The organism is uncultured Rothia sp. (genome assembly GCF_963544205.1).
GTDB lineage: Bacteria > Actinomycetota > Actinomycetes > Actinomycetales > Micrococcaceae > Rothia.
This window is the reverse complement of sequence record NZ_CAUUDY010000017.1, coordinates 12,878-35,212: the sequence shown is the minus strand read 5'-3', so window position 1 is coordinate 35,212 and position 22,335 is coordinate 12,878. Positions and strand designations below refer to the sequence as shown.

The window sequence follows — 22,335 nt, the reverse complement described above, 5'->3', positions numbered from 1 at the left end:
GGACGCACCGAAAGCTAAGCGAAGAAGCCGGTACACCGCGCTGGTGTACCGGCTTCATCCATAGAAGGGCCAAACTCTGCAGAGCCCGGAAAGAAGAACACAATGACGACCCCGCTCCTAGACTCTAACGGCAAGCTCAATGGTGAATCAGTACGCTACGTGGCAATCGGGGACTCCTTCACCGAAGGCGTGGGCGACGTTGACCGCCGCCGCCCCAACGGACTGCGCGGCTGGGCAGACCGCGTTGCCGAAGGTATCGGCGCAGTAGACCCGCAGGCGCAGTACGCAAACCTCGCTATCCGCGGCCGCCTGCTCGGTCCCATCCTGGATGAACAGCTGCCCCGAGCCCTGGACCTCTGCCCCAACATTGTCACCTTCTACGGCGGGGGCAACGACATCATGCGCCCCAACGTTGATATCGACCAGCTCATGACCCGCGTGGACGAGGCCTTCGCCGCCATGCGCGCCCAGGACATCACAATCCTGACCATTACGGGCCTGGATGTACAGGGCCAGGGTCCCTTCGCCCGCACCCGCGGCCGCACCGCCACCTACAACGAACTGCTGCGCGGCATTGCCGAAGACCACGGCGCACACATTATCGACTACTGGCGCTGGAATGACTTCCTCGACTGGCGCCTGTGGGCTGATGACCGTCTGCACATGAACGACCTCGGCCACGAACGCTTTGCATCCCGCGTGCTGGCGCAGCTCGGTCTGCCTGGCGTGGTCACCGAATCGGTACTGCCTCCGGAGGTGCAGCTGACCGCTCGCGAGAAGATTGAGCAGGAGGCGCGCTGGGTTCGTGAGTTCGCCCTGCCGTGGATTGGTCGCCGCCTGAAGGGGACGAGCTCCGGTGACGGCGTGACCCCCAAGTACCCGGAGTGGGTGCCCGCAGCAAGCCTGAATAATTAGGCTGAAGAACTAGGGCCGCGGTGGCTCACGATACGGCGTAGAACCCTAGCCAGAACCGTATCGGTAGGGGAGTGCTCTGTGCCGTATCTGCCCCATACTTGTGTCGTATCTACGCCGTAACGGGGCGGGGCAAAGCGGCCGTATCTGCACCGCTACGAGCCCTTAAACTGCCCTTTAAAACCGGGGCGGAAGCGTTAAAACGAGAGTTAAAAGCTCTTTAAACGCGTGTTTAAGCCTGTTTAACAGCCCTGCACACACCATCAGAAGCGGTGACGCGGGGCTGTTTGCGGCTTAAATCCGGCTTAAGCTGTTAATCTCACAACATGAATTTCATCGGTGTAATTTATCCCCGGTCACATAGAGAATGCCCGTTCTTAAAATTGCGGATTAACGCCTGACTAGGGGCGTTAAAGATTCCCTTAAAAACATCTGGACTTGCAAAAATACCCATTTTTGATAGAATGGATAGGTATGTTTGTCGCCTGGCGGCAGGCGTGCATCCGCGAATCGAGCGCTTCGCTTAAACGAGGCGCAATCGGCTCAGAACACCGAGATTCCGCGGATTTTTAAGGCAGAATCCGGCGTGCAAGCTTGCACGAACCCCCGTATTTACCTAGAATTTAACGCTGTTCGTAGTGGTGGAAACGCCTCTCGACACTAATAAGCTTCACCGTTTTTCCCGCGGCGGGGATCGATGCGTGGCCTCTCACCCACGTGACGATCTCAAACACTCTAGCCCGGCGAATAACCCGGTGCTTCTACATTGGTGGCGGGACGCTCACGAGTAACATCGACTGCGTACCGTCATAAAAGTCAATCAATAAAGGAGTGAAACATGGCAGCAGTCTGCCAGGTGACCGGAGCTGTTCCCGGCTTTGGACACAGCATTTCGCACTCGCATCGCCGCAACAAGCGTCGATTCGACCCGAACGTTCAGAAGAAGACCTACTGGGTTCCTTCGCTGCGTCGTAAGGTAACCCTGAACGTGTCCGCTAAGGGCATCAAGGTTATCGATGCTCGTGGCATCGATGCCGTTGTTGCAGAAATCATCGCACGCGGGGAGAAGATCTAGTAAATGGCATCCAAGGCTAAGGACCTCCGTCCTATCATCAAGCTCAAGTCCACTGCTGGCACCGGTTACACCTACGTGACCCGTAAGAACCGCCGCAACAACCCCGACCGCATGGTGCTGAAGAAGTACGACCCCGTCGTTCGCAAGCACGTTGACTTCCGAGAGGAGCGCTAAGAATGGCTAAGAAGTCCAAGATCGCTCGCAACGAGCAGCGCAAGGTCATCGTCGCTCGCTACAACGAGAAGCGTATCGCGCTGAAGAAGACCCTGATCGACGAGAACGCTACCCCCGAGGAGCGCGAAGCAGCACGCGTGGCACTGCAGAAGCTGCCCCGCAACGCTTCTCCCGTTCGCGTGCGTAACCGCGACCAGATCGACGGCCGCCCCCGCGGTACCTTCCAGAAGTTCGGTATCTCCCGCGTGCGCTTCCGCGAGATGGCACACCGCGGCGAGCTGCCCGGTATCACCAAGTCCAGCTGGTAAATCTGGTATTTTAGTTCCTAAACGGTTTTCCGTCGTCACCGACGGTCACTCGCTTTAGACTCAAACCTTAAGTCTCTGGAAGGGGCACCCTAATGGCTAAGAACCGTACCGAACTTGTTGCAGAGGTTGCAGAGAAGTCTGGCAAGAGCCAGGCAACCGTAAACGCAGTCCTCGACGCAGTGTTCCAGGTTTTCGAGTCTTCCGTCTCCAAGGGCGAGAAGATCACCATCCCCGGTTGGATGGCAATCGAGCGCACCGACCGTGCAGCTCGTACCGGCCGTAACCCGCAGACCGGCGAAACCATCCAGATTCCCGCCGGTCACGGCGTGAAGCTGACCGCAGGCTCCAAGCTGAAGGCAGCAGTCGCTAAGAAGTAATTCTTGAGACTTTGAATCTGCTAAAGACCCCCACCATCACGGTGGGGGTCTTTTGTTATGCCCGGCTGTTGTGTCTAAAGACAGGGGGAGAGGCGGAACGGCAGGAGGTGAAAGGAATATTAGGGGCGTGAGGAGTGGGTATTCAAGACCCTAACCCTTAACTCGAGCATAAGACACAGAAAGTAGCTCGGTTTCACAGGGGAAGCTATGACGGGCTACAGAAAAAATAAAGAAAATTTATTCATTCGAGCATAAAGCTATGCATAATCTGAGCGAAAACCCGCGATTATCAAACCCCGCTGAGAAAAATACTTATACATTGCCGCCCGGACACAGCTTAAACACAGCAAACTAAAGCTCAATCTTAGACTCACACCCTAAGCTGGAGTCACCGGATAAGGAAAAGCCACACACCATACACAACGGCCCCCACCCCAACCGGACAAACAACCATACAAACCCCGGACGATTGACCCTCCGGGACGCACAAGGAGAACCACCTCATGGCACGCCCCGCACTGCATACTTCCGCACAGACCACCAACCGTCGCTTCCGCACCGGCGCGGCAGCACTGTCTCTGGCAGCAATCGCAGCACTCGGCCTGAGCGCCTGCGGTGCCCAGAACACCTCTGCCTCCGCCCCGGCGCCCACCGCTACCGCGACCGCTAAGGCGTCCTCCACCGCCGACGCAGCAGTCAACGCGGGCAACGGTAAGGTCACCGTCAAGGCAAACGACGCAGCCTCCCCGAGTGCTACCGCAAGCAGCTCGCAGGGTACCGTCACCGTCAGTGAAGGCGGCGTAACCGTCAGCGGCGCTGATGGCACCGGGGTCACCGCAGACGCCAACGGTAATGTGACCGTCAACGGCGCAAACGGTACCGGTGTGACCGCAGGCGCTAGCGGCACCGCAACCGTCAACGGCGGCTCTGCATCGAACAACTCCGGTTCCTCCGCAAAGGTCGACGAGAAGGCCGGCGAAACCTCCGCCAAGAGCGGCTCGAACGGCTCTGGCACCGTGACCGTCGACAGCGGAACCGTCAGCGCAGCCAACGGCTACTCCCTCATCGAAATCAAGACCGACGGCGGCTGGTCCTACCACGCCCCCAACGGCGACATCATCGAGGTACGAGCTGACGGCTCCTGGGAGCGCGTTGGCGATGGAGGCGCCGTTGAGGTTGATGCTGACGGCTCCTGGGAACAGACCGGCGAGAACGGCGTAATCGAGGTAGAAGCTAACGGCACCTGGGAACAGACCGGCGGCAAAGGCGCGGTTAAGGTACCCAGCGTCCCCCTCAAGCCCGCCGGTGCTACCGTGGACCCCGTCAAGCCCGTCACTCCCCGTAACTAACTGATGTGACCAGCCGACAAACCGGGCAGAAACGTGGGATATCCCACCCGCTAGAATGCGGATAAACGCCCGCTGGCTCGGATAAAAGCCCCCAAACTCGATAGAATTAACGCGGTTGGTTACACCGATAATCGTTATGGAATCCCACAAGGATCCTGCGCACGACGCGAATACGTCGCAAACTAGCCGCACCATACTAACAACCACAAGGAGAAACAATGGCTATCGCCCCCGCAATGAAGAAGACCACCGCGGTTCTGTCCATCGCTTTCGCAGGCGCACTGGGCCTGAGCGCATGCGGCTCCCAGTCCTCTTCCACCACCGCGACTGCATCCGCATCCGCTTCGGCAACTGCCTCTGCGAGCGCGTCGGCTAAGGCACCCTCTGCAGCTGCAACCACCTCGGCTGCTTCCGCTTCCGCTACTGCAGACGTGAAGGTTGACAAGGACGGCAACGTCACCGTCAAGGCTAACGATGGCGAGGGCAACTCCGCAGACGTCAAGGTCGACAAGGACGGCAAGGTTTCCGTCGACGCTAAGGACTCCGAGGGTAACACTTCCAAGGCAGAGGCTGACGACAAGGGCAACGCTAAGGCAGAGTCCAAGGACTCCGAGGGTAACTCCTCCTCCGCAACCGTAGAGGGCGACGTCGTTGTTTCTGAGGACGGCGGCTGGACCATTCAGGGTGACGAAGGCCAGGTAGCTGTACAGGCTGACGGCTCCTGGAGCCGCCAGGACTCAAACGGCCAGGTCGCAGTCAAGGCTGACGGCTCCTGGAGCATCCAGGCTAACAGCGGCCTGCAGGCAACCGTGGACGCATCCGGTGAAGTAACCTCCATCATGGGTGGCGAGAAGTCCGACCTGAAGGCTCCGAAGGTTCCCGCAAAGCCCGCACAGGCTAAGGTCACCCCCGTCAAGCCCGCACAGCCCAAGTAAGCTGTAAAGAGCTAACAGCGGCTTGTGACGCTACCAGAGCGTAACAGCCCCTGACCTATAAGACGCCCCGTGCGCATCCGATAGTGATGCGTGCGGGGCGTTTTTGCGTCTTCAAACTTATGCTGAGAAGACCTAAGAGGAAGACCCGTAAGAGTAGCAGGGGAGGGGCCCGCCAGCGGCGCGGTAGTCCAGGAAGCTCTCAGGTCGCGGTGCTAGCATGATGGCGTACACCGCGGGCGTACCCGGTGTACTTCAACCACACTACGCACTGCGCCGTTGCAGAGCGGCGCATACAGAAAGAGAAACTACAGTGAAGAAGTCTATTGCTGTTCTGTCCCTGACCATTGCCGGTGCCCTCGGCCTCGTAGCCTGCGGCGGCAACTCCGGCACCAACTCCAGCCCCTCCGCGTCGGCAAGCGCGTCCGCTTCCGCAACTGCCTCCGCGCCTGCAAGCACCTCCGCAGCAGTAACCAGCAAGAGCACCACCTCTGCAGCAGCTGAAACCACCAAGGCAGAAACCAAGGCCACCCAGGGCACCATCAGCGCCCCCAGCGGTCTGCCCAGCGAAGCAACCGAAGCACTCAAGAAGGCTGAAGGGTCCGCCCAGCAGGCAGCCTCCGCAGGCTACACCGCCAGCAAGAAAGCCCTGGACGAGTTCAAGAACGAGGCCGGTGTGAAGAAGGCACAGACCAGCGACGGCACCGTCTACTACACCGATAAACTCGCTGCCTTCGAATCCAAGGACGGTGCTATTGTCACCATCCAGAATAACGGTGTGTGGACCAGCATGGACTCCAACGGTACAACCATCGTCGTGAAAGAGGACGGCTCCTGGATTAAGACCAACCCCAAGGACAACCTCTACACCGTTGTCAATGCAGACGGCACCGCATCCGTGCTGAACACCAAGACCTTCGAAAAGGCGACCGACGTCTCCACCATCGAGACCCCGAAGGCCCCCGGCCGTATCGACGGCTTCAGCGGCACCGCTAAGACCCCGGTCAAGCCCACCAAGATTGGTGACCTCTCCGAGGTTGCAGGCGCCAAGTAAAAACTAGTTCCTACCACCGGGCCGAACAGCCCGCCACAATAGGGACACCAACGCTCCGCGCGCATCTATACGTGATGCGTGCGGGGCGCTTTATATACCCACGAACCACCCGGAATATGACTTAATATGACAGGTCGTTAAGGCCCCAAGTCACAAAGCTCAACTCCCAGCGAACCACCCCCACCACGCTGGCATAATGGGGACAGCAAACCAACGCGCCCACACACGGCGCACCCAACAGGAGAGAAAACCATGAGCGAGAACACCACCCGCAACGTACGCGTGCGCGCCAGCGAACTCGAAGGCCGAGCCTGGCTCAACACCGGCGACAAAAACCTCACCCTGCAGGACCTTCGCGGCAAAATCGTTATTCTCGACTTCTGGACCCTCTGCTGCATCAACTGCCTACACGTCCTCGACGAACTACGCCCCCTCGAAGAAGAATTCTCCGACGTACTCGTCACCGTCGGCGTACACAGCCCCAAATTCGAGCACGAAGCCGACCCCGTAGCGCTCGCCGCAGCCGTCGACCGCTACCACATCACCCACCCCGTACTCGACGACCCCGAACTGACCACCTGGCAGGCATACACCGCCCGCGCATGGCCCACCCTCGTCGTCGTCGACCCCGAAGGCTACATCGTCGCCCACCTCTCCGGCGAAGGCCACGTACAGGGCCTCACCTCCCTCGTGCGCGAGCTCGTCGCCGAGCACGAGGCGAAGGGCACCCTGCACCGCGGCGACGGCCCTTACGTACCCCGCCCCAAGGCAGCCGGCACCTACGCCTTCCCCGGCAAAGCCATCGAACTGCCCGCCGAATTCGGCCCCGCAAACCTCTTCGGCAACCGCGAACGCACCTACCTCGTCGCAGACACCGCACGCCACCGCATCCTGCAGGTAGCAGCCGACCTCAACACCGTCATCAACACCTACGGCGGCGGCGACGACCCCGTGAACCACCCCGTCAAGGGCCACGTCGACGGCACCGGCACCGAAGCACGCTTCAACGAACCCGCCGGCCTCGCCCTCGTACCCGAAAACCTACGCGAACAGCTCGGCTACGACGTGCTCGTCGCCGACACCGTCAACCACCGCCTGCGCTCCCTCAACCTGCGCACCGGCGAAGTACGCACCCTCGCGGGTAACGGCGTGCAGCGCGTCATCGACGGCGACAACGCCGTCACCGGCGACCCCAACCACATCCCCGCCGGCGTGCCCGCCACCGAAATTGCGCTCTCCTCGCCCTGGGATGCGGTCTACTCCCGCGAAGCCGGCCAGTTCATCATCGCCATGGCAGGTACCCACCAGCTCTTCGGCTACGAACCCGTCACCGGTGCCGTCAGCATCTTCGCAGGCTCCGGCGTCGAGGGTCTCGCCGACGGCCCCGCCGCCGAAGCCTGGTTCGCCCAGCCCTCCGGCATCATCGAAGCCCGCGACGGCAGCCTCTGGGTCGCCTGCTCCGAAACCAGCGGCCTGCGCCACGTCACCTTCACCGAGGACGGCGTACAGGTCACCTCCGCAGTCGGCAAGGGCCTGTTCGACTTCGGCTTCGTGGACGGCGACTCCGACACCGCCCGCATGCAGCACCCCCTCGGCCTGACCGAACTGCCCGACGGATCCATCGCAGTCGCAGACACCTACAACGGCGCCATCCGCCGCTGGGACCCGGTGACCGGCACCCTCGGCACCCTCGAACGCGGCCTCGACGAACCCTCCGACCTGCTCGTCGAAGAAGTACCCGGCGAAGAACCGCGCCTCATCATCGTCGAAACCAACGCACACCAGCTCGTGCGCGCCTCCATCCCCGCGAAGGCACAGCACGTCGACGAAGGCGCCATCACCACCGCACGCCCCTCCACCAAGCTCACCGGCGGCACCCTCGAATTCACCTCACGATTCACCGTGCCCACCGGCCAGAAGCTCGACACCCGCTGGGGCGACCCCACGCAGCTGAAGATCTCATCCACCCCCGAGAACTTCATCCTGGAAGGCGCCGGCACCTCCACCGGACTGACCCGCACCCTCGTACTCAACCCCGAAATCACCGAGGCGGTCCTGCACATCACCGCCCGCGCCGCCGCCTGCGACGGCACCCCCGACGGTGACATCCCCGAGCACGCAGCATGCCACCTCTACCAGCAGGACTGGGGTATTCCCGTCATCGTGACCGGTGACGAGGTAGACGAAAGTGAACTCGTCCTGGACCTGCGCGGTATCAACTAGGAACCTATAAAAGAATCAAGGGTCAGTATTATCCTCGCTCCTACAGGGGCACCCGTCCTCGCTTCGCTCGGACACCCTGATGTCGCTACGGATAATACTGACCCTATTTCTGTTGTGCCGCCCTGATACCGCTGCGGATAGTGACGGTTCCCTTTGCACTTTTAGGATTGTGGGACGCGAAAGGGCCGGGTCATCCTCGCTCCTACAGGGAACCCGTCCTCGCTTCGCTCGGACACCCTGATGTCGCTACGGATAACACCGGCCCTTTCTCAACCCGTATAAGCTACGAGCCAGTATGCTCTTCGCTCCTACAGGGAACCCGTCCTCGCTTCGCTCGGGCACCCTGATGTCGCGTTCAGAGCATACTGGCTCTCGCTGTTCGTTCTTAGAAGGAGACTCGGACCGCCTTCGCATCCGCCTCCACCGACGCCTTCAACGTAAACGGAATCTCCTTCTGCACCTGCGAACGCGCACCCGTATACAAATCCAACTGAGTAAACGACACCTTTGCCGTACCCGACATCGGCTTCAACGACCACACACCCGCCGAACTCACACTCACCTGCGGATCTGCAACCTTCTCAACAGACCACTTCACCTCAGAATCCACACGGCCCGTAAACGCATACTCAAAAGGGCACCCACCAGGATAAAGAGTGCTCTGCTGCGTACACTTCTTCAAATAATCCTGCACCTGCTCCTTCACCGACGACAACGCATTATCACTCGGCTTCAACTCCATACGCACCGAATGATTCGCGTCCTGCGCCGTCACCACCTCATTCACCTTCTGCGCCGTATACACCGTCGAATCATACGACACCGCATACACGCCCGGATAAAACACAGGGAACGACGCCACACCCTTATCCACCGCAACCTTACGGTTATTAATCGTCGCAGCCTCCACACCCTGAATATTCACCTTCACCGACGGCAAAGACGCCTCATCAATAGCCCACTTATCAAAAAAGCCCCAATGCGTACCCGAACGGTGCAAACGAAAATCCGTATGCTGCTGCGAACCCTCCAACGTATAGGACGCACGCACCGTCGCATGCTCACCATCCTCGCTGGTCTCCACCACCTCATACGACACCTCACCCAACGAAGACACCGAACGCCTCAAAGCATCCCCATCAAGCAAAGATGCGTCACCCTCAGGAATCTGCGCACCCAACAAACCACGAGCATACGAACCATTACCCGTACGCAACGCATGAAAATACTCCCGCACCTGACCCGTCGGACCATACACCAGCTTATTCGTCATAACCAGCGCCGCAGCAGCCACAGAAACCGCCACCACAACACCGACCATCCACATTGCCAGAACCCGCTCCACGGGAGAAAAATTACGCATAGAACCAGAGTAACGCAGGTAGTCCGCTAGGTTTCACGCACCGCACACACTAAAGTTGTGTATATGGCAGAACGCGCTCACGAAGTCCCCGCCAAATACGGCGAAGTCAACGAACTATTCCACCCCCGCATGCGCTCCTACGGCAGGCGCATCGAAGCGGCACTCCCCGGCACCATCGTGCTCCTCGCCGCGCTCGCCTTCATCTTCTACAAGCGACCCGCCCTGCCGTACACCATCTTTGTACTGCTCATCGGCACCATCGCAGGCGTAAACCTCTACTCAGTCCTCAAACCCACCATCATCGTCATCACCAAAACCCACGTGCTCCGCGCACGCACCTTCGGCTGGTTCGCCGTACCCCTCGAAAACATCGACCACACCATCTTCGCCGAAAAGCTCTACCCCAAAAAAGCATACGGCCAGAAACTCAAAACCGTCGCCGGCCGCCTACGCTACCGCAGCTTCCCCGCCATGTGGGCCGTCGACAAAGACGGCAAACAGCTCATGCGCATCGACGGCCGCGTCTGGGACGGCAAAACCATGCGAGAAGTCTCCTCCAAACTCTCCGCCCAAACCACCATCTACAAGCAGATCAACGTGGTCAACATGGACAAAGAACACAAGGGACTCATCACCTTCAACGAACTGCACCCCGGCTGGCGCTCCAGCCTCATGACCGCACTCGCCGTCATCATCGTGGCAATCCTCTTCGCCGCATCCTTCATGCCCGAAGAACTCGCCCGCACCATCTACCTCATCCACTAGAACACCCATTCTTTAAAGTTCTTCTGGATGCGCTTCTTGAGGATACGCAAAGGCCCGGCACCTACCCCACACGGGGCAGGCGCCGGGCCTTTTCATACGCTTAGCTATATACGCTTAGCGTGCTCGTTTCAGATGCGAGCCTAGCTCGCCGGGCGCGACAGCACCGCCACCAAAAACTCCGAAGAACCCTCAACAAACGGGTGCATCTGCCACGACGAATACGTGTTATCCACGTTCAGACCGACCTCGCGAGCATCCGCCAAGAACTGCTCAAACGCGTAGTCACGGCCCGGACCCGAACCGTAACCCACGACAGCACGGCCACCCGGCACCAGCACGCGACGGAAATTCTCCACCACAGGCTTACGAGTCGAACGAGCCAAGAAACCCATCACATTACCCGCACACACCAGCAGCTCAAAACCATTCTCCTCCGTGGCATCACCCTCAATACCCAGAACCTCCGGCAAATCCACCAGATCAGCCGTAATCCAAGTAGCCTCCGGGCAGACGCGGCGCGCCTCCTCAATCAGCTCAGGATCAATATCAACACCCGTCACACGGTGACCCAACGCGTGCAACTGCTTACCCACACGACCAGGACCCGAACCCGCATCAAGAATCTTCGCGCCACGAGAAGCCAACGCATTCACCAGACGAGACTCACCCGCCATATCATTACCCTCAGCCTCCATCGCCTTGAAACGGTCAATGTACCACTGCGAATGATTCGGGTTGCTCTCCTTGCGGACCAGCCACAAGGACTTCTCACGCTCGCCCGGAGCGTTGAAACTCATCATTGCCATAAAAACTCCTTAGACAGGGTTGAGGACGCGCCAGCCACCAGGCAAGGTGACTACGGCGTATAAGCGGTGTGTGCGCTACGTACTAGCATAGCCCCACCCGGCACCTGCCGGTAAGGGCAGTAAGAGCCGGACGGGGCTACGGGAGGGCAGCCGCGGCAAGGGCGCGTTTAGAGGTGATCGCCACCAGTATTCGACGTACCCTCAGCAATCGCCTTACGCATCTGCTCCTGGCGCTCCTCCTCAGCCAGACGAGCAGCCTCAGCGAACTGCTCCTCAATATCGGTCAGCAGCGCCTCAACCTCCTCCTTACCAGCCACCGGGCCGCCAGCAATCAGACCATCAGCACCCAAAACCACAGCCAACGGCACACCATTACCAAAATTCGCGCGCGCACCAGCATCACGGTCAATCAGCGGAGTCAAACCCTCCGGCAACGTACCCGCATTACGCGAGGTCTGCAACGACTCCAGGCTCGAATACACCGGATGCAACGCCACCTGCGGCAGACGCTCCTGCCACGAAGACATCGTCTTCAAAAACTTCACACAACCAGCACACGTCGCCGACACAAACACCAGCATACGCGCCTGATTCTTAGCCAACGCACGCATATTCGTGTGACGGCCATTCTCCAGGTACAGCGCCGCATGAGGAATCGGCATACGAACATACTGCTCCTCGCCGTTCTCGTCATACACCGGCTCCGGCAAAATCACTTCAGCCTGCGGCTCCGGCTGCGCCAGAGCATCACCGCGGCGAACAGCCTCCAACGTCAACGCAATCAGCGCCGCACCAAAAACCCAAGTCCAGCCGCTAACGCCCAGACCCAGCAGAGTCGACACAACACCCGTGCCGCCCTTCAACGCACTCGCATGCGCGCCAGCCGCCGCCAACAGCAACGCAACATTACGGATCAGCGTGTAACGGCTCACCGGCGCAGTCGACTCAGAACCAAAACAATTACAACCGGCAGTACGACCCGTCGCCAGCGCGCGCGCAATCACCACCGTATAGAACAGCATCAGAATCAACGCCAAACCCGAAGCAATCACAACAGGCAAACGCACCGGCGACAACAGCAGGACGGCGGCTAGGGCAATCTCGAACCACGGCAGGACAAGCGACACCGCACGGGCCGGCGCAATCTTCTCCAAACCAAGATTCTGAATACCAGTCACGGTACTCTGAGGGTCCTTCGCCTTAGCAATACCGCTAACGAGCAGAGTTAGGGCGATGAGAGCCGTGCACAAAACAAGCGGCACAGTAGGGACGGTGAGCATAAAACTCCTAGAGTGAGTGTGCGAAAACAGGAGGCGGCAGGGCAGTTCTCAGGCAGAATAAACCGCGCGATGTGCCGCCGTGTTATACACGATTTTACGCCCTGCACATGGGGAAACCGTCTCTACAGTGCCGTGAGGCGCACCCCGTACTCGCTCGCCAGCTGCTCATACGCCTGCACGAAGCGCTGCGCACGCGCACCCGAGGCACAGAAAACACCCACCCGCTGGTCGCGCACCGACTCAAACAGACTCAGCAGTTCCGCGGGCACGCGGTCTGCCGGCAGTAGCGAGCCGTCAGCGTCAGCCAGCGGCGATAACGGGTAATGCAACGAGCCCTCATGCTTCACCGACTCCTCACGCTCAGGTACCTCACGCACATCCAACAGCACCTGTGGAACCTCATGCGCCGACAAATCCACCGGCACCACACGCACCGGATCCGGCACCGCCCCAAACGACGTACACGTACCCGACAAGGCATCATAGGTCAGCAAGCTACCCGCCGCCGTCGGCAAGCCGCTCACATGCTTGAGCACCTCCGTCGCCATCAGCGAACCAACCACCGCCGTCGTCGCACCCAAGACACCGGCAAGTGCGCAGGACTCCACCGTCTGCGGAATCGTCGGAAAAATATCACGCAAATGTGCACCATCCGGCTCAAAAAGACTCACCGACCCGCCAAAACGCAGCACCGTGCCCCACACCAGCGGCAGACCCGCAAGCTGCGCAGCATCCGCAATCAGATACTTCGATGCAAACGTATCCGTACAATCCACCACACAATCCGGTGCCGACGCGGCGAAAAGATCCAAAATCCAGGACGCATCCACATGCCGAATCGTTGTCTCAACCGTCAACGACGGGCACAAATCCAAGGCACGGCGCGCCGCAACCTCCGCCTTCGGCTCACCCACATCAGGCACCCCAAAAAGCGGCTGACGCTGAATATTCGACAGCTCCACCGAATCAGAATCCACAATATGCAGATACCCCACGCCAGCCGCCGCCAACGCCTGCACCACCGGACAGCCCAAACCGCCAGCACCAATCACGAGCACACGAGCCGCCGCGACCGCGTCCTGATCAAAACCGGGGAGGCGACGCTGACGGTCCGTGCGCTCGCGATCCAGACGCGCATGCTCCGGATTCACTGGGGTAGGGGAGAGGTTTACATCCACGAGACGAAACCCTCCGACGGCGACGATGCCTTCGCGTGCTCACGCACCGGAATACGGCCCGCCTCACGCGCCAACGCGCCCGCCTGCACCGCAAACTTCATCGCCTGAGCCATCGCCACCGGATCCTCAGCACGATTCACCGCCGACGCCAACAACACCGCATCACAACCCAGCTCCATCGCCAGCGCCGCGTCGGAGGCGGTACCCACACCGGCATCCAGCACCACCGGAACCTGCGCGCGAGAAGCAATCAGCTCAATATTGTGCGGATTCAAAATGCCCAGACCGGTACCAATCGGCGCGCCCAACGGCATGACCGCGGCAACGCCCGCATCCTCCAGACGGGCTGCAGCCACCGGGTCGTCAGAGGTGTACGCGAGCACCGTGAAATCCTCCGCCACCAGCTGCTCGCAAGCACTCAGCAGCTCCACGGTGTCCGGTAGCAGGGTGTCTTCGTCATGAATGATCTCGACCTTCACCCAGGAGGTGCCCAGCGCCTCGCGGGCGAGCATCGCAGTCATCACCGCATCCGCTGCGGTGCGGCATCCGGCAGTATTGGGCAGCGGCGCAATATTGAGCTTCTGCAGAAGCGGAAAAATGGGGGTGCCTGCGGCGTGACGGCGCATGGCAACAGTCGTCATTTCGGTGCCGGAGGCGATGAGTGCCTGCTCGAGCAGGTCCATGCTGGTTGCGCCTCCGGAGCCCATGATGAGGCGGGAGGTGAAGGTGCGGTCGCCGATGGTGAGCGGTGTGAGGCTCATGAGTTCTCCTCTGTGGGAACGTCTAGATAACGGGGTTTAGGTGCGTGGGCGCGGCGGTGCGCCCGGTGTAGAAAGAAAACCGAGAATGGCTGTTCTTTTTGCCGGTGGGTATTTGCCGGTGGTTTGCCAGTACAAGCTGGAGGATTAGCCACCCTGTACAGCGGTGAGGGCATCCACCCTGTCGCCCTCGCTCAGCGGCACATCCAGCCACGTGGAACGGGGCACGATACTGCGGTTAAGTGCGACAGCCACACCATTTTCGGTACCGAACTGGTCCATGACAAGGTCAAATACGGTGCGGGCGTTGGTGGTTAGCGGCTCGCCGTTGTAGGTGATGATCATGCGGAATCCTTTCGTGAGTGCGCCGGGTGCACCCGGCTGGGGTGTTTAGTGGGCGAATCGTGCCGGGTCGCACGCCTGCATGATGGGCGGAATCTCAGCCCCGCAGGCGACCTCCGCGCCGACCTTGCCGGCGAGCGCGGCAAGCAGAATACCGTGGCGGAAATAGCCCGTGGACACGAGCTGGCGGGTGCCGTCGGTGCGAGTGCGGTGCCCAAAGATGGGCAGGTCGTCCGGGGTGCCGGGGCGGGCGCCGACGTTCGCCTCCAGAAGCTCGCACTCTTCAACGGCGGGCACCAGGCGGATTGCGTCACGCAGCAGCTGGTGTACGCCGTCAATGGCGGGGAGGGTGCGGTGGTCTTCGCGGCTGGTCGCGCCGATGCACAGCTCCCCGTCGGGGCGGGGGATGAGGTAGACGGGGCGGGAGTTCACGTATCCGCGCACCACGTGCTTGAGGACGGGCCGCGGGGCACGCAGGCGCAGAATGTCCCCGTAGACGGGGCGTAGCGGGTAGTCCCCGTGCAGCGTTGCCCCTAGTCCGGTGCAGATAATGTCGCCAGCGTCCGGGTCGGTGACCCGTTCGGTGCTGAAGGTGACACCGCGGCGGGTGAGCGCGTCTTTGAGGGCGCGCCTCATGAGCCGCGGGTGCAGCTGGTGGTCGCTGGGGATGCTCACGGCACCGGCAATGCGCGGCGCCAGGAGCGGTTCGAGGGTGCGCGCCTGCGTGGGCGTGACGGGGTCTGCGGGGCGGTTCAAATCCTGGTAGTAGGTGCGGGTGCGCTGCAGGTGCTCGGCGTCGGCACGGTCGGCGGCGACGATGAGCGTGCCGGTGGTGTCATAGCCGGTGGGCAGGTCGGTGGCGCGGCTGAGCCGCTCCATGAGGGAGGGGTAGGCATCAGCGCTAGCGGTCATGAGGGGGAAGAGCTCGTCCTGCTGGAATTGCACTTCTGCGATGGGTGCGAGCATGCCGCCGGCGTAGTGGCTGGCGGCAGGGTAGAGCGCCGTGCCGTCCTCGGCGGTGCCGTAGTCGCCGGTGCCAGCGTCGATGAGGTGCACGCTTTCGCCGCGTTCGGTGAGCTCAAACGCGGTGGTGAGACCAATGATTCCGCCGCCAATAATGGTGATGGTCATGGCTATGCCTTCAGTGCGGGGTTGTCGACGAAAGCGCGGACCATGGCGATTCCGGCAACTCCGGTGGTGCGGATGGCGGGGCAGTCTTCGGGGGTGATGTCGCCGATAGCTACGGTCGGCACGGCGGACAGTTCGGCAAGTTCGCGGAGCCCGTCAATGCCCAGGGGCGGGCGGTTGGACTGCTTGGTGGGGCTGGGGCGGAACGGCCCGGTGCCAATGTAGTCGATGAGGTGCGCAACCTTGTTGGATTCTTCGACGAGCTGTCGGGTACCGGTGGTCAGGCCGATGATTGCGTCGGTGCCGAGGAGGGCGCGGGCGTCGGCTACGGGCAGGTCGTCTTGACCGATGTGCACGCCGTCAACGCGCACGCCGCGGGCACGCAACGCGAGGGCGACGTCTACACGGTCGTCGATGAGGAGGGTCTGGTGCGGCTGGATGATGCCGGCGATAGCCTCGGTGAGCTGGTAGAGCTCGCGCGCGCTGATGGGTTTGGACCTGACTTGGATGCAGGTAGCGTGTTTGGCTGCCCGGACGGTTTCGAGGGGGTTATCGCCTGTGACGAGGTAGAGGTTCAGGTCGAGGGGGCGTGCGGGGGTGGTGTAGGGGTGCGTTTCGCGGGTCATGCGGGTCTACGATTCGTCGTCGAGTAGATGTTTTTGAGAAATTCTCTCATCGAATTTCTGTGGTTAGGTTAGCACAGCTGCGTGGTGAGTTGAACATTCTTCAAGTGTTTTGATGCGTCTCGCGGGGTGTGTTCCTCGCTCATGAATGGGAAGACCGGCGCGCTATACACTTCCTTCGCTCCTGCAGGAGCTAGGAACATACCGCCTCGACCCGTCCAACCCAAGCCGCATCTCCTAAACCCTTAGCCCAACCGCCACATCCAACCCAAAAAATAAAGCCCAAACCGTGAAGTCCGGGGCTTGTGGAGCGGCTGACGGGAATCGAACCCGCGTATCAGGCTTGGGAAGCGTGCGCTCTACCATTGAGCTACAGCCGCATCTTTTTCAGTGTATCGCGTCTGCTTGCCGGGGGTGAAATGTGTCGCGGCGCTTGTTGCCGGTGTAGCCGGGGTTGAAATGTGATGTAGGACTGTGTGCTGGGGCTGGTGGATGCCTGCACGTGGGTGGTGTTTGCCAGGTATCCTTTAAGCGTGCTTATTTCAGATCGCGATATTCGTCAAGAGATTGCTGATGGGCGCATCGTTCTTGAACCGTTCGATGAGTCGATGATTCAGCCTGCAAGTGTGGACGTGAGGATTGATCGTTTCTTCCGTCTGTTCGATAACCATAAGTACCCGCATATTGATCCTGCTCAGCCGCAGGAGGATTTGACGCGCCTGGTTGAGGTGGCTCCTGATGAGCCGTTTATTCTGCATCCGGGTGAGTTTGTGTTGGGTTCTACGTATGAGAAGGTGACTCTGCCTGATGATGTGGCTGCCCGCCTGGAGGGTAAGTCGTCGTTGGGTCGTTTGGGTTTGTTGACTCACTCTACGGCTGGTTTTATTGATCCTGGTTTTTCTGGGCATGTGACGCTTGAGTTGTCGAATGTGGCGACTTTGCCGATTATGTTGTGGCCGGGTTCTAAGGTTGGTCAGTTGTGTTTCTTCCGTTTGAGTAGCCCGACTGAGCATCCGTATGGTTCTGGTGCGTATGGTAACCGTTACCAGGGTCAGCGTGGCCCGACTGCTTCGCGTAGTTATTTGAATTTTCATCAGACGATGATTCCTGCGGATAGTTCTGTGGAGTCTTAGTCTTTCCCGTTTTGGGGTGCGGGCGTGCAGGCTGTGTGTTTGTGCGCCCGCGTTGGGCGGTTTTTCCGTCTGTTGTGCTCGTGCGTTCACTCGCGTGCGGGTTTTTATCTCTCACTCTCTAAGGATTTTTGATGAATCTGAAGCCTGTTGTTCTGCGTGTTGCTGGCGCGGAAGTTTCTTTGTATCTGATTGATATGTCGGACTCTTTTGTGGAGCGTTTTAAGAAGGCGTGGGAGCCTCTTGCTCCGGAGTTTTTTGATACTCCTGATGAGGCGTATGCTTCGTTGTCTCGTTTTGATCAGGTGATGTTGGTTCATGCGCCGACTGATGAGTCGGTGATGGATTTGGCGAATCCGTTGATGGGTTCGTTTGATAAGGTTTCGACTCTGCGTGTGGCTGATGATGATTCGGGTATGCAGGATCTGACGAGCCGTATTACGTTGGCGATGATTGAGCAGCTGGTTGGTCGCGGTGTGATGTTGCATGCGGCTGTTATTGGTGACCCTGAGTCGAAGCGTGCTGTGGCGCTGGTGGGTGTTTCTGGTAGCGGTAAGACGACTGCGTCGCGTTTCTTGGGTTCGAAGTTTGCGTACTTGACTGATGAGACTGCGATTATTTCGGATGAGGGTGTTGTGTCGCCGTATCCGAAGCCGCTGTCTGTGATTGTTGACCCGAATGCGCCGAAGGATCAGCAGAACCCGGTGGATCTGGGTCTGAACGTGGTTGATCGTGATGACCGCAGCTATGAGCTGTCGCGTATTGTGTTCATTTCTCGTGATGATTCGGCTTCTGAGCCGTATTTTGAGCGTGTTCCGTTGCATGAGGCTCTGGTGTTCTTGAGTGAGCAGAGCTCGGGTTTGGCGCGTCACCCTGAGGGTGTTGTGTCGCTGGCTAAGCTGGTGGAGCGTTGCGGTGGCGTGTGGCGCCTGGTGTACTCGGAGATTGAGGATACTCTGCCGCTGGTTCAGGATCTGCTGAATGGTGGTGAGCTGCCGAATGCTGATGAGGTTGAGAAGCTGGAGAAGTACACGGTTGAGGATCACCTGCCGGGTGTGTTCTTGAACGGTACGATTGCGGTGTCTCGTATGCCGGGTACTTCGGGTGTGCGTGTGGGTGAGGACGGCCCGTTCTTGCTGCTGTGTGACACTGAGCTGAATGAGCTGTCTGATTTTGCGGCTGAGTGCTGGCTACAGGCTGAGGGCGACATTTCGTACGATGACCTGTTTGCGCGTTTGGCTGAGATCTTTGAGGGTCTGCCGCCGGAGGCGTATGACGAGAACCTGAGCGCTATGGCGGCTGGTTCGATGCTGTGGGTCCGTGTGATTGATGATCCGCTGATTGATGACGCGACCTGGGCTCAGCTGACTAGCGATGAGGTTCTGGATGAGGAAGAGCAGCAGATTGCGCTGGATTCCTCTGAGGACGCTGCCTCTGACGATGAGGACGACGTGGTGGAGGACTAGCCACTGCGGCTCTCTGGCGCGTCTATCAGGCGCGGCTCGCTGAGCTCCGTCTGATGGGCACTGCTTAAGCACAAGGGAGGGGCGGGTAGAAGATGATCTTCTACCCGCCCCTCCCTGTGTGTTTGCAAGGTCGCGTTTGCGGGGTTTGCAGGATGCTTAGCCCTGCGACGCCTCACAGGGCAAAACCTTACTGTGCTGCCTTGTCGCGGCGCTTCTGTTCACGCTTCTGCTCGCGGCGAGCCGCACGCACACGCAACGCGCCGGGCGCCTTCACCGGCAGCAGCAGGAGCAGACCCGCCACCACAACGATCAGAATACCGAGCACACCCCAAATCTGCGCGCCCATGATGCTCACGCACAGACCGAACAGCATCGGCGCCAGGAAGCTCGTGGCACGACCGGTGGTCGAGTACAGGCCGAACAGCTCACCCTCAGTGCCGGGATCAGCCAGGCGAGCCAGGAACGTGCGTGACGCCGACTGCGCCGGGCCCACGAACAGGCACAGCAGCAGGGCGCATACCCAGAACACGCCCGGCTGAGGGAAGAACAGCAGCGGGGTAGCCGCCAAAATAATGCCGACCAGCGAGATAACAATAATCGCCTTCGGGCCCAGGTAGTCATCCAGGTAGCCGCCCAGGATCGCGCCAGCCGCGGCGACAGCGCTACCGGCAATACCGAACAGAATCACCTCGGAAGTACTGAAACCGAACGTGCCCGCCGCGAGAATACCGCCGAACGTGAAAATACCGGACAGACCATCACGGAACACCGCCGAAGCAATCAGGAACCACAGGGTCTGCGGGGACGTCATCTTCAGCCGCTTAATGGTGCGCCACAGCGCCTTGTAGGAGGCGAGCAGACCGCCCTGACGGGCCGGGGAGAAACGCTCCAGACCCAGCTCCAGGAAACGCAGCTCGCGGGTGGGTAGCACCTCCGGCAGGAAGCGCTCGCGGGTGCGCATACGCACCAGTAGCGGCACGCAGAAGAAGAGGCACCAGGCGGCGGCGAACAGTGCGACCGCACGGATATTCAGGGCGTTCTCGGTGGTCAGGCCGAGCACCTCGGGGGTAAGCACAAAACCCCACAGCACCACAGCCAGCGCCAGGATGCCGCCAATGTAGCCGGCAGCCCATCCGGCGCCCGAAATCTTACCGATATTCTCCGGGTGGGAGATACGCGGCAGCACGGCGTTATAGTTCACGTACGCGAACTCGCTGAACACGCTCGCCGCAGAAATCAGGGTGACACCCAGCCACAGGTACTGCGGGGTGGGGGCCACGAAGAAGCACGCCGCCATCGAACCGACCAGCAGCATGGTGTTCACACCGAGCCAGAAAATACCGCGGCCGGACTTGTCATTACGCTGACCGGTGACCGGCGCCAGGATAGCAATCAGGAAACCGGCAATGGTCAGACCCAAAGACAGCGCCGAAGAGGTCTCTTCGGGCGTGCCGAAGTAGCTGCTGGTCAGGTACACGGTGAAGATGAAGGTCGTCATAATCGAGTCGAAGCTCGACGAACCAACATCCCACATGACCCAGGACGCGATTGAACGGCGGCTATTCGCGTGGTCAACGACCCTACGCTGAGCCTTCGTCTTAGGGCGGGGAGAAGAAATAGTCATAGTTGTGCTTTCAGGTGCCGAGGTGGCGCTTCAGCGCAGCGGCGGCATGAAACCGGCTGAAGTAAGCGGGCGTGCTGAAGAGGGAACACCAGGCGGTACGTACCGAGTGGAGATACGTACCGCCTAGTTCATGAACTTTCGCGCGGAAGGCGCAAAGTCTTAGTTGAAGAAACGACGCTGCAGGCGAGCAATACCGAAGCTCACCACAGCACCCACGACGGAGGTCAGAACGGTCCAGAGGATGACCTGACGCAGGGTGTCTTCAGACTCGTGGGAAATGGCGGGAGGCTGGTTACCGGTAGCCTTGGTCCAGGCTGCGCCCAGGCCCTTACCAACCAGGGCAACTGCGCCCATGTTGATACCCGCAATAGCAAGCTTAGCGACGGGGTTCATGTGTATCTCCTTAGCTGTATACGATGCGGCGTCTTGCCCGTGAACCCCTTCGGGGTTGGGTGAGAAAAGAGCGCCACTCCCTAGCGTATAGGGTTTAAGGCGTTCGTGCCGCCTTGGAACCTCTCCGTCCCAAAATTGTACACCGTGCAATTCTGTGATGTGGGCAGAAGAGCGAAACAAAAAGCGGTAAATTGGCACGAACACCCAGACACGCCTACAATCGAACCTGGGCTTCCACCCGCACCACAACGGTACGGACAAGGAACCCCACACGACAGGGGAGCGCCACCGAGGCGCTGAGAGTGCTAAGCAGACCCTCGAACCTGATCCGGTTAGTACCGGCGTAGGGAGTCGAATTTCTTCTCAATGCCCTCGTCCATTAAGAGGGCGAGGACATTCCCCTTCCAACGACGGAAGGACCACCAATGTCACAGAACGTAACCCCCGCCTCCCAGGCATCTACCCAGGCAGAGAAGAAGCCGAACCTGCGCTGGCGAGTCAATGAAATCGTCATCGCCGCAGTGATCGCTGTAGCTTGCGCCGTCATCTTCTGGATCTGGGACATCGCAGTCGGCCCCGCCGCCAAAACCGCACTCGTAGCAGCACCCGAATTCCGCCCCATCGTTGCCGGCGCATGGCTGCTCGGCGGCACCCTCGGCGGCCTGCTCATCCGCAAGCCCGGTGCCGCACTCTTCGGCGAAATCGTCGCAGCATTCATCTCCGTACTCTTCACCGGCGGCGCGTGGAGCGGCGAAATCCTGATCGCCGGCCTCTTCCAGGGCATCGGCGCTGAAATCGCCTTCGCAATCTTCCGCTACCGCCGCTGGAACGCAACCGTCGCCCTCTTCGCCGGTGCGCTCAGCGGCCTGTTCATGGGCGTTAACGAAATCTTCATCTACTACCCCGACATGGAACCGGTCAAGGCAATCATCTACGTAGCATGCGCTGTCATCTCCGGCGCAGTTATCGCAGGCTTCCTGGCGTGGATTCTCGTGCAGAACCTCGCCAAGACCGGTGTGCTCTCCTCGCTGGCATCCGGCAAGACCCGCCGCTAACCACCAGCAACTAGTCACTC

General features: G+C 60.1%; 23 protein-coding genes, 1 tRNA gene and 1 riboswitch. Of the genes, 13 read left to right on the top strand and 11 right to left on the bottom strand.

The features are described from left to right. Positions 1–102 precede the first annotated feature (102 nt). From RWZ58_RS07865 to RWZ58_RS07825, 9 genes are all read left to right on the top strand, one after another. Positions 103–915, top strand: coding sequence for an SGNH/GDSL hydrolase family protein (locus RWZ58_RS07865; protein WP_314658262.1), 813 nt, complete (start codon positions 103–105; stop codon positions 913–915). An 835-nt stretch (positions 916–1,750) separates the two neighbouring features. Then, a complete protein-coding gene (rpmB, locus tag RWZ58_RS07860) occupies positions 1,751–1,987 on the top strand; it encodes a 50S ribosomal protein L28 (protein ID WP_004005966.1) in 237 nt (78 codons plus the stop codon). 3 nt (positions 1,988–1,990) lie between these two features. Beyond that, a complete protein-coding gene (gene rpmG / locus RWZ58_RS07855) occupies positions 1,991–2,161 on the top strand; it encodes a 50S ribosomal protein L33 (protein ID WP_004005967.1) in 171 nt (56 codons plus the stop codon). Between the two features lie 2 nt (positions 2,162–2,163). Next, the gene (gene rpsN, locus RWZ58_RS07850) at positions 2,164–2,469 is read left to right on the top strand and encodes a 30S ribosomal protein S14 (protein WP_005506731.1); all 306 of its coding nucleotides are present in this window, start codon (positions 2,164–2,166) and stop codon (positions 2,467–2,469) included. Positions 2,470–2,561: 92 nt separating this feature from the next. After that, the gene (locus RWZ58_RS07845; protein WP_005509029.1) at positions 2,562–2,846 is read left to right on the top strand and encodes an HU family DNA-binding protein; all 285 of its coding nucleotides are present in this window, start codon (positions 2,562–2,564) and stop codon (positions 2,844–2,846) included. Between the two features lie 503 nt (positions 2,847–3,349). Beyond that, on the top strand, positions 3,350–4,195 hold the full coding sequence (locus RWZ58_RS07840; protein WP_314658261.1) for a hypothetical protein: 846 nt from the start codon (positions 3,350–3,352) through the stop codon (positions 4,193–4,195). Positions 4,196–4,413: 218 nt separating this feature from the next. Then, complete coding sequence (locus tag RWZ58_RS07835; RefSeq protein ID WP_314658260.1) at positions 4,414–5,130, top strand: hypothetical protein; 717 nt, start codon at positions 4,414–4,416, stop codon at positions 5,128–5,130. Positions 5,131–5,440: 310 nt separating this feature from the next. Further along, positions 5,441–6,181, top strand: a complete 741-nt coding sequence (locus tag RWZ58_RS07830; protein WP_314658259.1) for a preprotein translocase subunit SecD — start codon at positions 5,441–5,443, stop codon at positions 6,179–6,181. A 252-nt stretch (positions 6,182–6,433) separates the two neighbouring features. After that, complete coding sequence (locus tag RWZ58_RS07825) at positions 6,434–8,404, top strand: NHL domain-containing thioredoxin family protein (RefSeq protein WP_314658258.1); 1,971 nt, start codon at positions 6,434–6,436, stop codon at positions 8,402–8,404. 385 nt (positions 8,405–8,789) lie between these two features. Here RWZ58_RS07825 and RWZ58_RS07820 read toward each other — a convergent pair whose 3' ends face one another. Next, positions 8,790–9,767: a hypothetical protein gene (locus RWZ58_RS07820; protein ID WP_294628223.1), complete on the bottom strand. Its 978-nt coding sequence runs from the start codon at positions 9,765–9,767 to the stop codon at positions 8,790–8,792. A 63-nt stretch (positions 9,768–9,830) separates the two neighbouring features. Between RWZ58_RS07820 and RWZ58_RS07815 the strand changes: the two genes are divergently transcribed. Next, the gene (locus RWZ58_RS07815; RefSeq protein WP_314658257.1) at positions 9,831–10,532 is read left to right on the top strand and encodes a hypothetical protein; all 702 of its coding nucleotides are present in this window, start codon (positions 9,831–9,833) and stop codon (positions 10,530–10,532) included. 140 nt (positions 10,533–10,672) lie between these two features. Here RWZ58_RS07815 and RWZ58_RS07810 read toward each other — a convergent pair whose 3' ends face one another. The 8 genes from RWZ58_RS07810 to RWZ58_RS07775 all read right to left on the bottom strand — a co-directional run bounded on the left by RWZ58_RS07810 (position 10,673) and on the right by RWZ58_RS07775 (position 17,027). Then, positions 10,673–11,338 (bottom strand): class I SAM-dependent methyltransferase, encoded by a 666-nt coding sequence (locus tag RWZ58_RS07810; protein ID WP_314658256.1) that lies wholly within the window; start codon positions 11,336–11,338, stop codon positions 10,673–10,675. A 167-nt stretch (positions 11,339–11,505) separates the two neighbouring features. Then, positions 11,506–12,618 (bottom strand): MauE/DoxX family redox-associated membrane protein, encoded by a 1,113-nt coding sequence (locus RWZ58_RS07805; protein WP_314658255.1) that lies wholly within the window; start codon positions 12,616–12,618, stop codon positions 11,506–11,508. Between the two features lie 122 nt (positions 12,619–12,740). After that, on the bottom strand, positions 12,741–13,796 hold the full coding sequence (locus tag RWZ58_RS07800) for a ThiF family adenylyltransferase (RefSeq protein WP_314658254.1): 1,056 nt from the start codon (positions 13,794–13,796) through the stop codon (positions 12,741–12,743). Continuing rightward, entirely contained in the window at positions 13,787–14,557 is a 771-nt protein-coding gene (locus RWZ58_RS07795; protein WP_060823907.1) for a thiazole synthase, read from the bottom strand. Before RWZ58_RS07795 ends, RWZ58_RS07800 begins: the two co-directional genes overlap by 10 nt. Positions 14,558–14,701: 144 nt before the next feature. Beyond that, a complete protein-coding gene (gene thiS, locus RWZ58_RS07790) occupies positions 14,702–14,899 on the bottom strand; it encodes a sulfur carrier protein ThiS (protein WP_294628211.1) in 198 nt (65 codons plus the stop codon). A 45-nt stretch (positions 14,900–14,944) separates the two neighbouring features. Continuing rightward, positions 14,945–16,027, bottom strand: a complete 1,083-nt coding sequence (gene thiO / locus RWZ58_RS07785; RefSeq protein WP_314658253.1) for a glycine oxidase ThiO — start codon at positions 16,025–16,027, stop codon at positions 14,945–14,947. Between the two features lie 2 nt (positions 16,028–16,029). Continuing rightward, on the bottom strand, positions 16,030–16,650 hold the full coding sequence (locus RWZ58_RS07780; protein WP_314658252.1) for a thiamine phosphate synthase: 621 nt from the start codon (positions 16,648–16,650) through the stop codon (positions 16,030–16,032). Between the two features lie 303 nt (positions 16,651–16,953). Beyond that, a tRNA-Gly gene (locus RWZ58_RS07775) sits at positions 16,954–17,027 on the bottom strand. A 153-nt stretch (positions 17,028–17,180) separates the two neighbouring features. Between RWZ58_RS07775 and dcd the strand changes: the two genes are divergently transcribed. Both dcd and RWZ58_RS07765 read left to right on the top strand, forming a co-directional pair. Beyond that, positions 17,181–17,780 carry a dCTP deaminase gene (gene dcd, locus RWZ58_RS07770; RefSeq protein WP_314658251.1) on the top strand — a complete coding sequence of 200 codons (600 nt, stop codon included), beginning with the start codon at positions 17,181–17,183 and terminating at the stop codon, positions 17,778–17,780. Positions 17,781–17,911: 131 nt separating this feature from the next. After that, the gene (locus tag RWZ58_RS07765; RefSeq protein ID WP_314658250.1) at positions 17,912–19,243 is read left to right on the top strand and encodes a septin family protein; all 1,332 of its coding nucleotides are present in this window, start codon (positions 17,912–17,914) and stop codon (positions 19,241–19,243) included. Between the two features lie 187 nt (positions 19,244–19,430). On the opposite strand, the gene RWZ58_RS07760 is transcribed toward RWZ58_RS07765, so the two are convergent. Together RWZ58_RS07760 and RWZ58_RS07755 are read right to left on the bottom strand one after the other, a co-directional pair. After that, a complete protein-coding gene (locus RWZ58_RS07760) occupies positions 19,431–20,867 on the bottom strand; it encodes an MFS transporter (RefSeq protein ID WP_314658249.1) in 1,437 nt (478 codons plus the stop codon). Between the two features lie 159 nt (positions 20,868–21,026). Continuing rightward, positions 21,027–21,260, bottom strand: coding sequence for a DUF4235 domain-containing protein (locus RWZ58_RS07755; RefSeq protein ID WP_294631668.1), 234 nt, complete (start codon positions 21,258–21,260; stop codon positions 21,027–21,029). 266 nt (positions 21,261–21,526) lie between these two features. After that, positions 21,527–21,627: riboswitch (TPP riboswitch) on the top strand. Positions 21,628–21,685: 58 nt separating this feature from the next. Here RWZ58_RS07755 and RWZ58_RS07750 point away from each other — a divergent pair. Beyond that, a complete protein-coding gene (locus tag RWZ58_RS07750; protein WP_314658248.1) occupies positions 21,686–22,315 on the top strand; it encodes an ECF transporter S component in 630 nt (209 codons plus the stop codon). Positions 22,316–22,335 lie beyond the last annotated feature (20 nt).

What these genes read in the sequence shown, in the direction of transcription:
- thiO (WP_314658253.1), bottom strand. Translation starts at nt 16,027, where the DNA reads ATGACCATCACCATTATTGGCGGCGGAATCATTGGTCTCACCACCGCG.
- RWZ58_RS07835 (WP_314658260.1), top strand. Translation starts at nt 4,414, where the DNA reads ATGGCTATCGCCCCCGCAATGAAGAAGACCACCGCGGTTCTGTCCATC.
- RWZ58_RS07815 (WP_314658257.1), top strand. Translation starts at nt 9,831, where the DNA reads ATGGCAGAACGCGCTCACGAAGTCCCCGCCAAATACGGCGAAGTCAAC.
- RWZ58_RS07845 (WP_005509029.1), top strand. Translation starts at nt 2,562, where the DNA reads ATGGCTAAGAACCGTACCGAACTTGTTGCAGAGGTTGCAGAGAAGTCT.
- rpmB (WP_004005966.1), top strand. Translation starts at nt 1,751, where the DNA reads ATGGCAGCAGTCTGCCAGGTGACCGGAGCTGTTCCCGGCTTTGGACAC.
- RWZ58_RS07810 (WP_314658256.1), bottom strand. Translation starts at nt 11,338, where the DNA reads ATGGCAATGATGAGTTTCAACGCTCCGGGCGAGCGTGAGAAGTCCTTG.
- RWZ58_RS07755 (WP_294631668.1), bottom strand. Translation starts at nt 21,260, where the DNA reads ATGAACCCCGTCGCTAAGCTTGCTATTGCGGGTATCAACATGGGCGCA.
- RWZ58_RS07865 (WP_314658262.1), top strand. Translation starts at nt 103, where the DNA reads ATGACGACCCCGCTCCTAGACTCTAACGGCAAGCTCAATGGTGAATCA.
- RWZ58_RS07750 (WP_314658248.1), top strand. Translation starts at nt 21,686, where the DNA reads ATGTCACAGAACGTAACCCCCGCCTCCCAGGCATCTACCCAGGCAGAG.
- RWZ58_RS07760 (WP_314658249.1), bottom strand. Translation starts at nt 20,867, where the DNA reads ATGACTATTTCTTCTCCCCGCCCTAAGACGAAGGCTCAGCGTAGGGTC.
- RWZ58_RS07805 (WP_314658255.1), bottom strand. Translation starts at nt 12,618, where the DNA reads ATGCTCACCGTCCCTACTGTGCCGCTTGTTTTGTGCACGGCTCTCATC.
- rpmG (WP_004005967.1), top strand. Translation starts at nt 1,991, where the DNA reads ATGGCATCCAAGGCTAAGGACCTCCGTCCTATCATCAAGCTCAAGTCC.
- RWZ58_RS07840 (WP_314658261.1), top strand. Translation starts at nt 3,350, where the DNA reads ATGGCACGCCCCGCACTGCATACTTCCGCACAGACCACCAACCGTCGC.
- RWZ58_RS07820 (WP_294628223.1), bottom strand. Translation starts at nt 9,767, where the DNA reads ATGCGTAATTTTTCTCCCGTGGAGCGGGTTCTGGCAATGTGGATGGTC.
- RWZ58_RS07780 (WP_314658252.1), bottom strand. Translation starts at nt 16,650, where the DNA reads ATGACCCGCGAAACGCACCCCTACACCACCCCCGCACGCCCCCTCGAC.
- thiS (WP_294628211.1), bottom strand. Translation starts at nt 14,899, where the DNA reads ATGATCATCACCTACAACGGCGAGCCGCTAACCACCAACGCCCGCACC.
- rpsN (WP_005506731.1), top strand. Translation starts at nt 2,164, where the DNA reads ATGGCTAAGAAGTCCAAGATCGCTCGCAACGAGCAGCGCAAGGTCATC.
- RWZ58_RS07795 (WP_060823907.1), bottom strand. Translation starts at nt 14,557, where the DNA reads ATGAGCCTCACACCGCTCACCATCGGCGACCGCACCTTCACCTCCCGC.
- RWZ58_RS07825 (WP_314658258.1), top strand. Translation starts at nt 6,434, where the DNA reads ATGAGCGAGAACACCACCCGCAACGTACGCGTGCGCGCCAGCGAACTC.
- RWZ58_RS07765 (WP_314658250.1), top strand. Translation starts at nt 17,912, where the DNA reads ATGAATCTGAAGCCTGTTGTTCTGCGTGTTGCTGGCGCGGAAGTTTCT.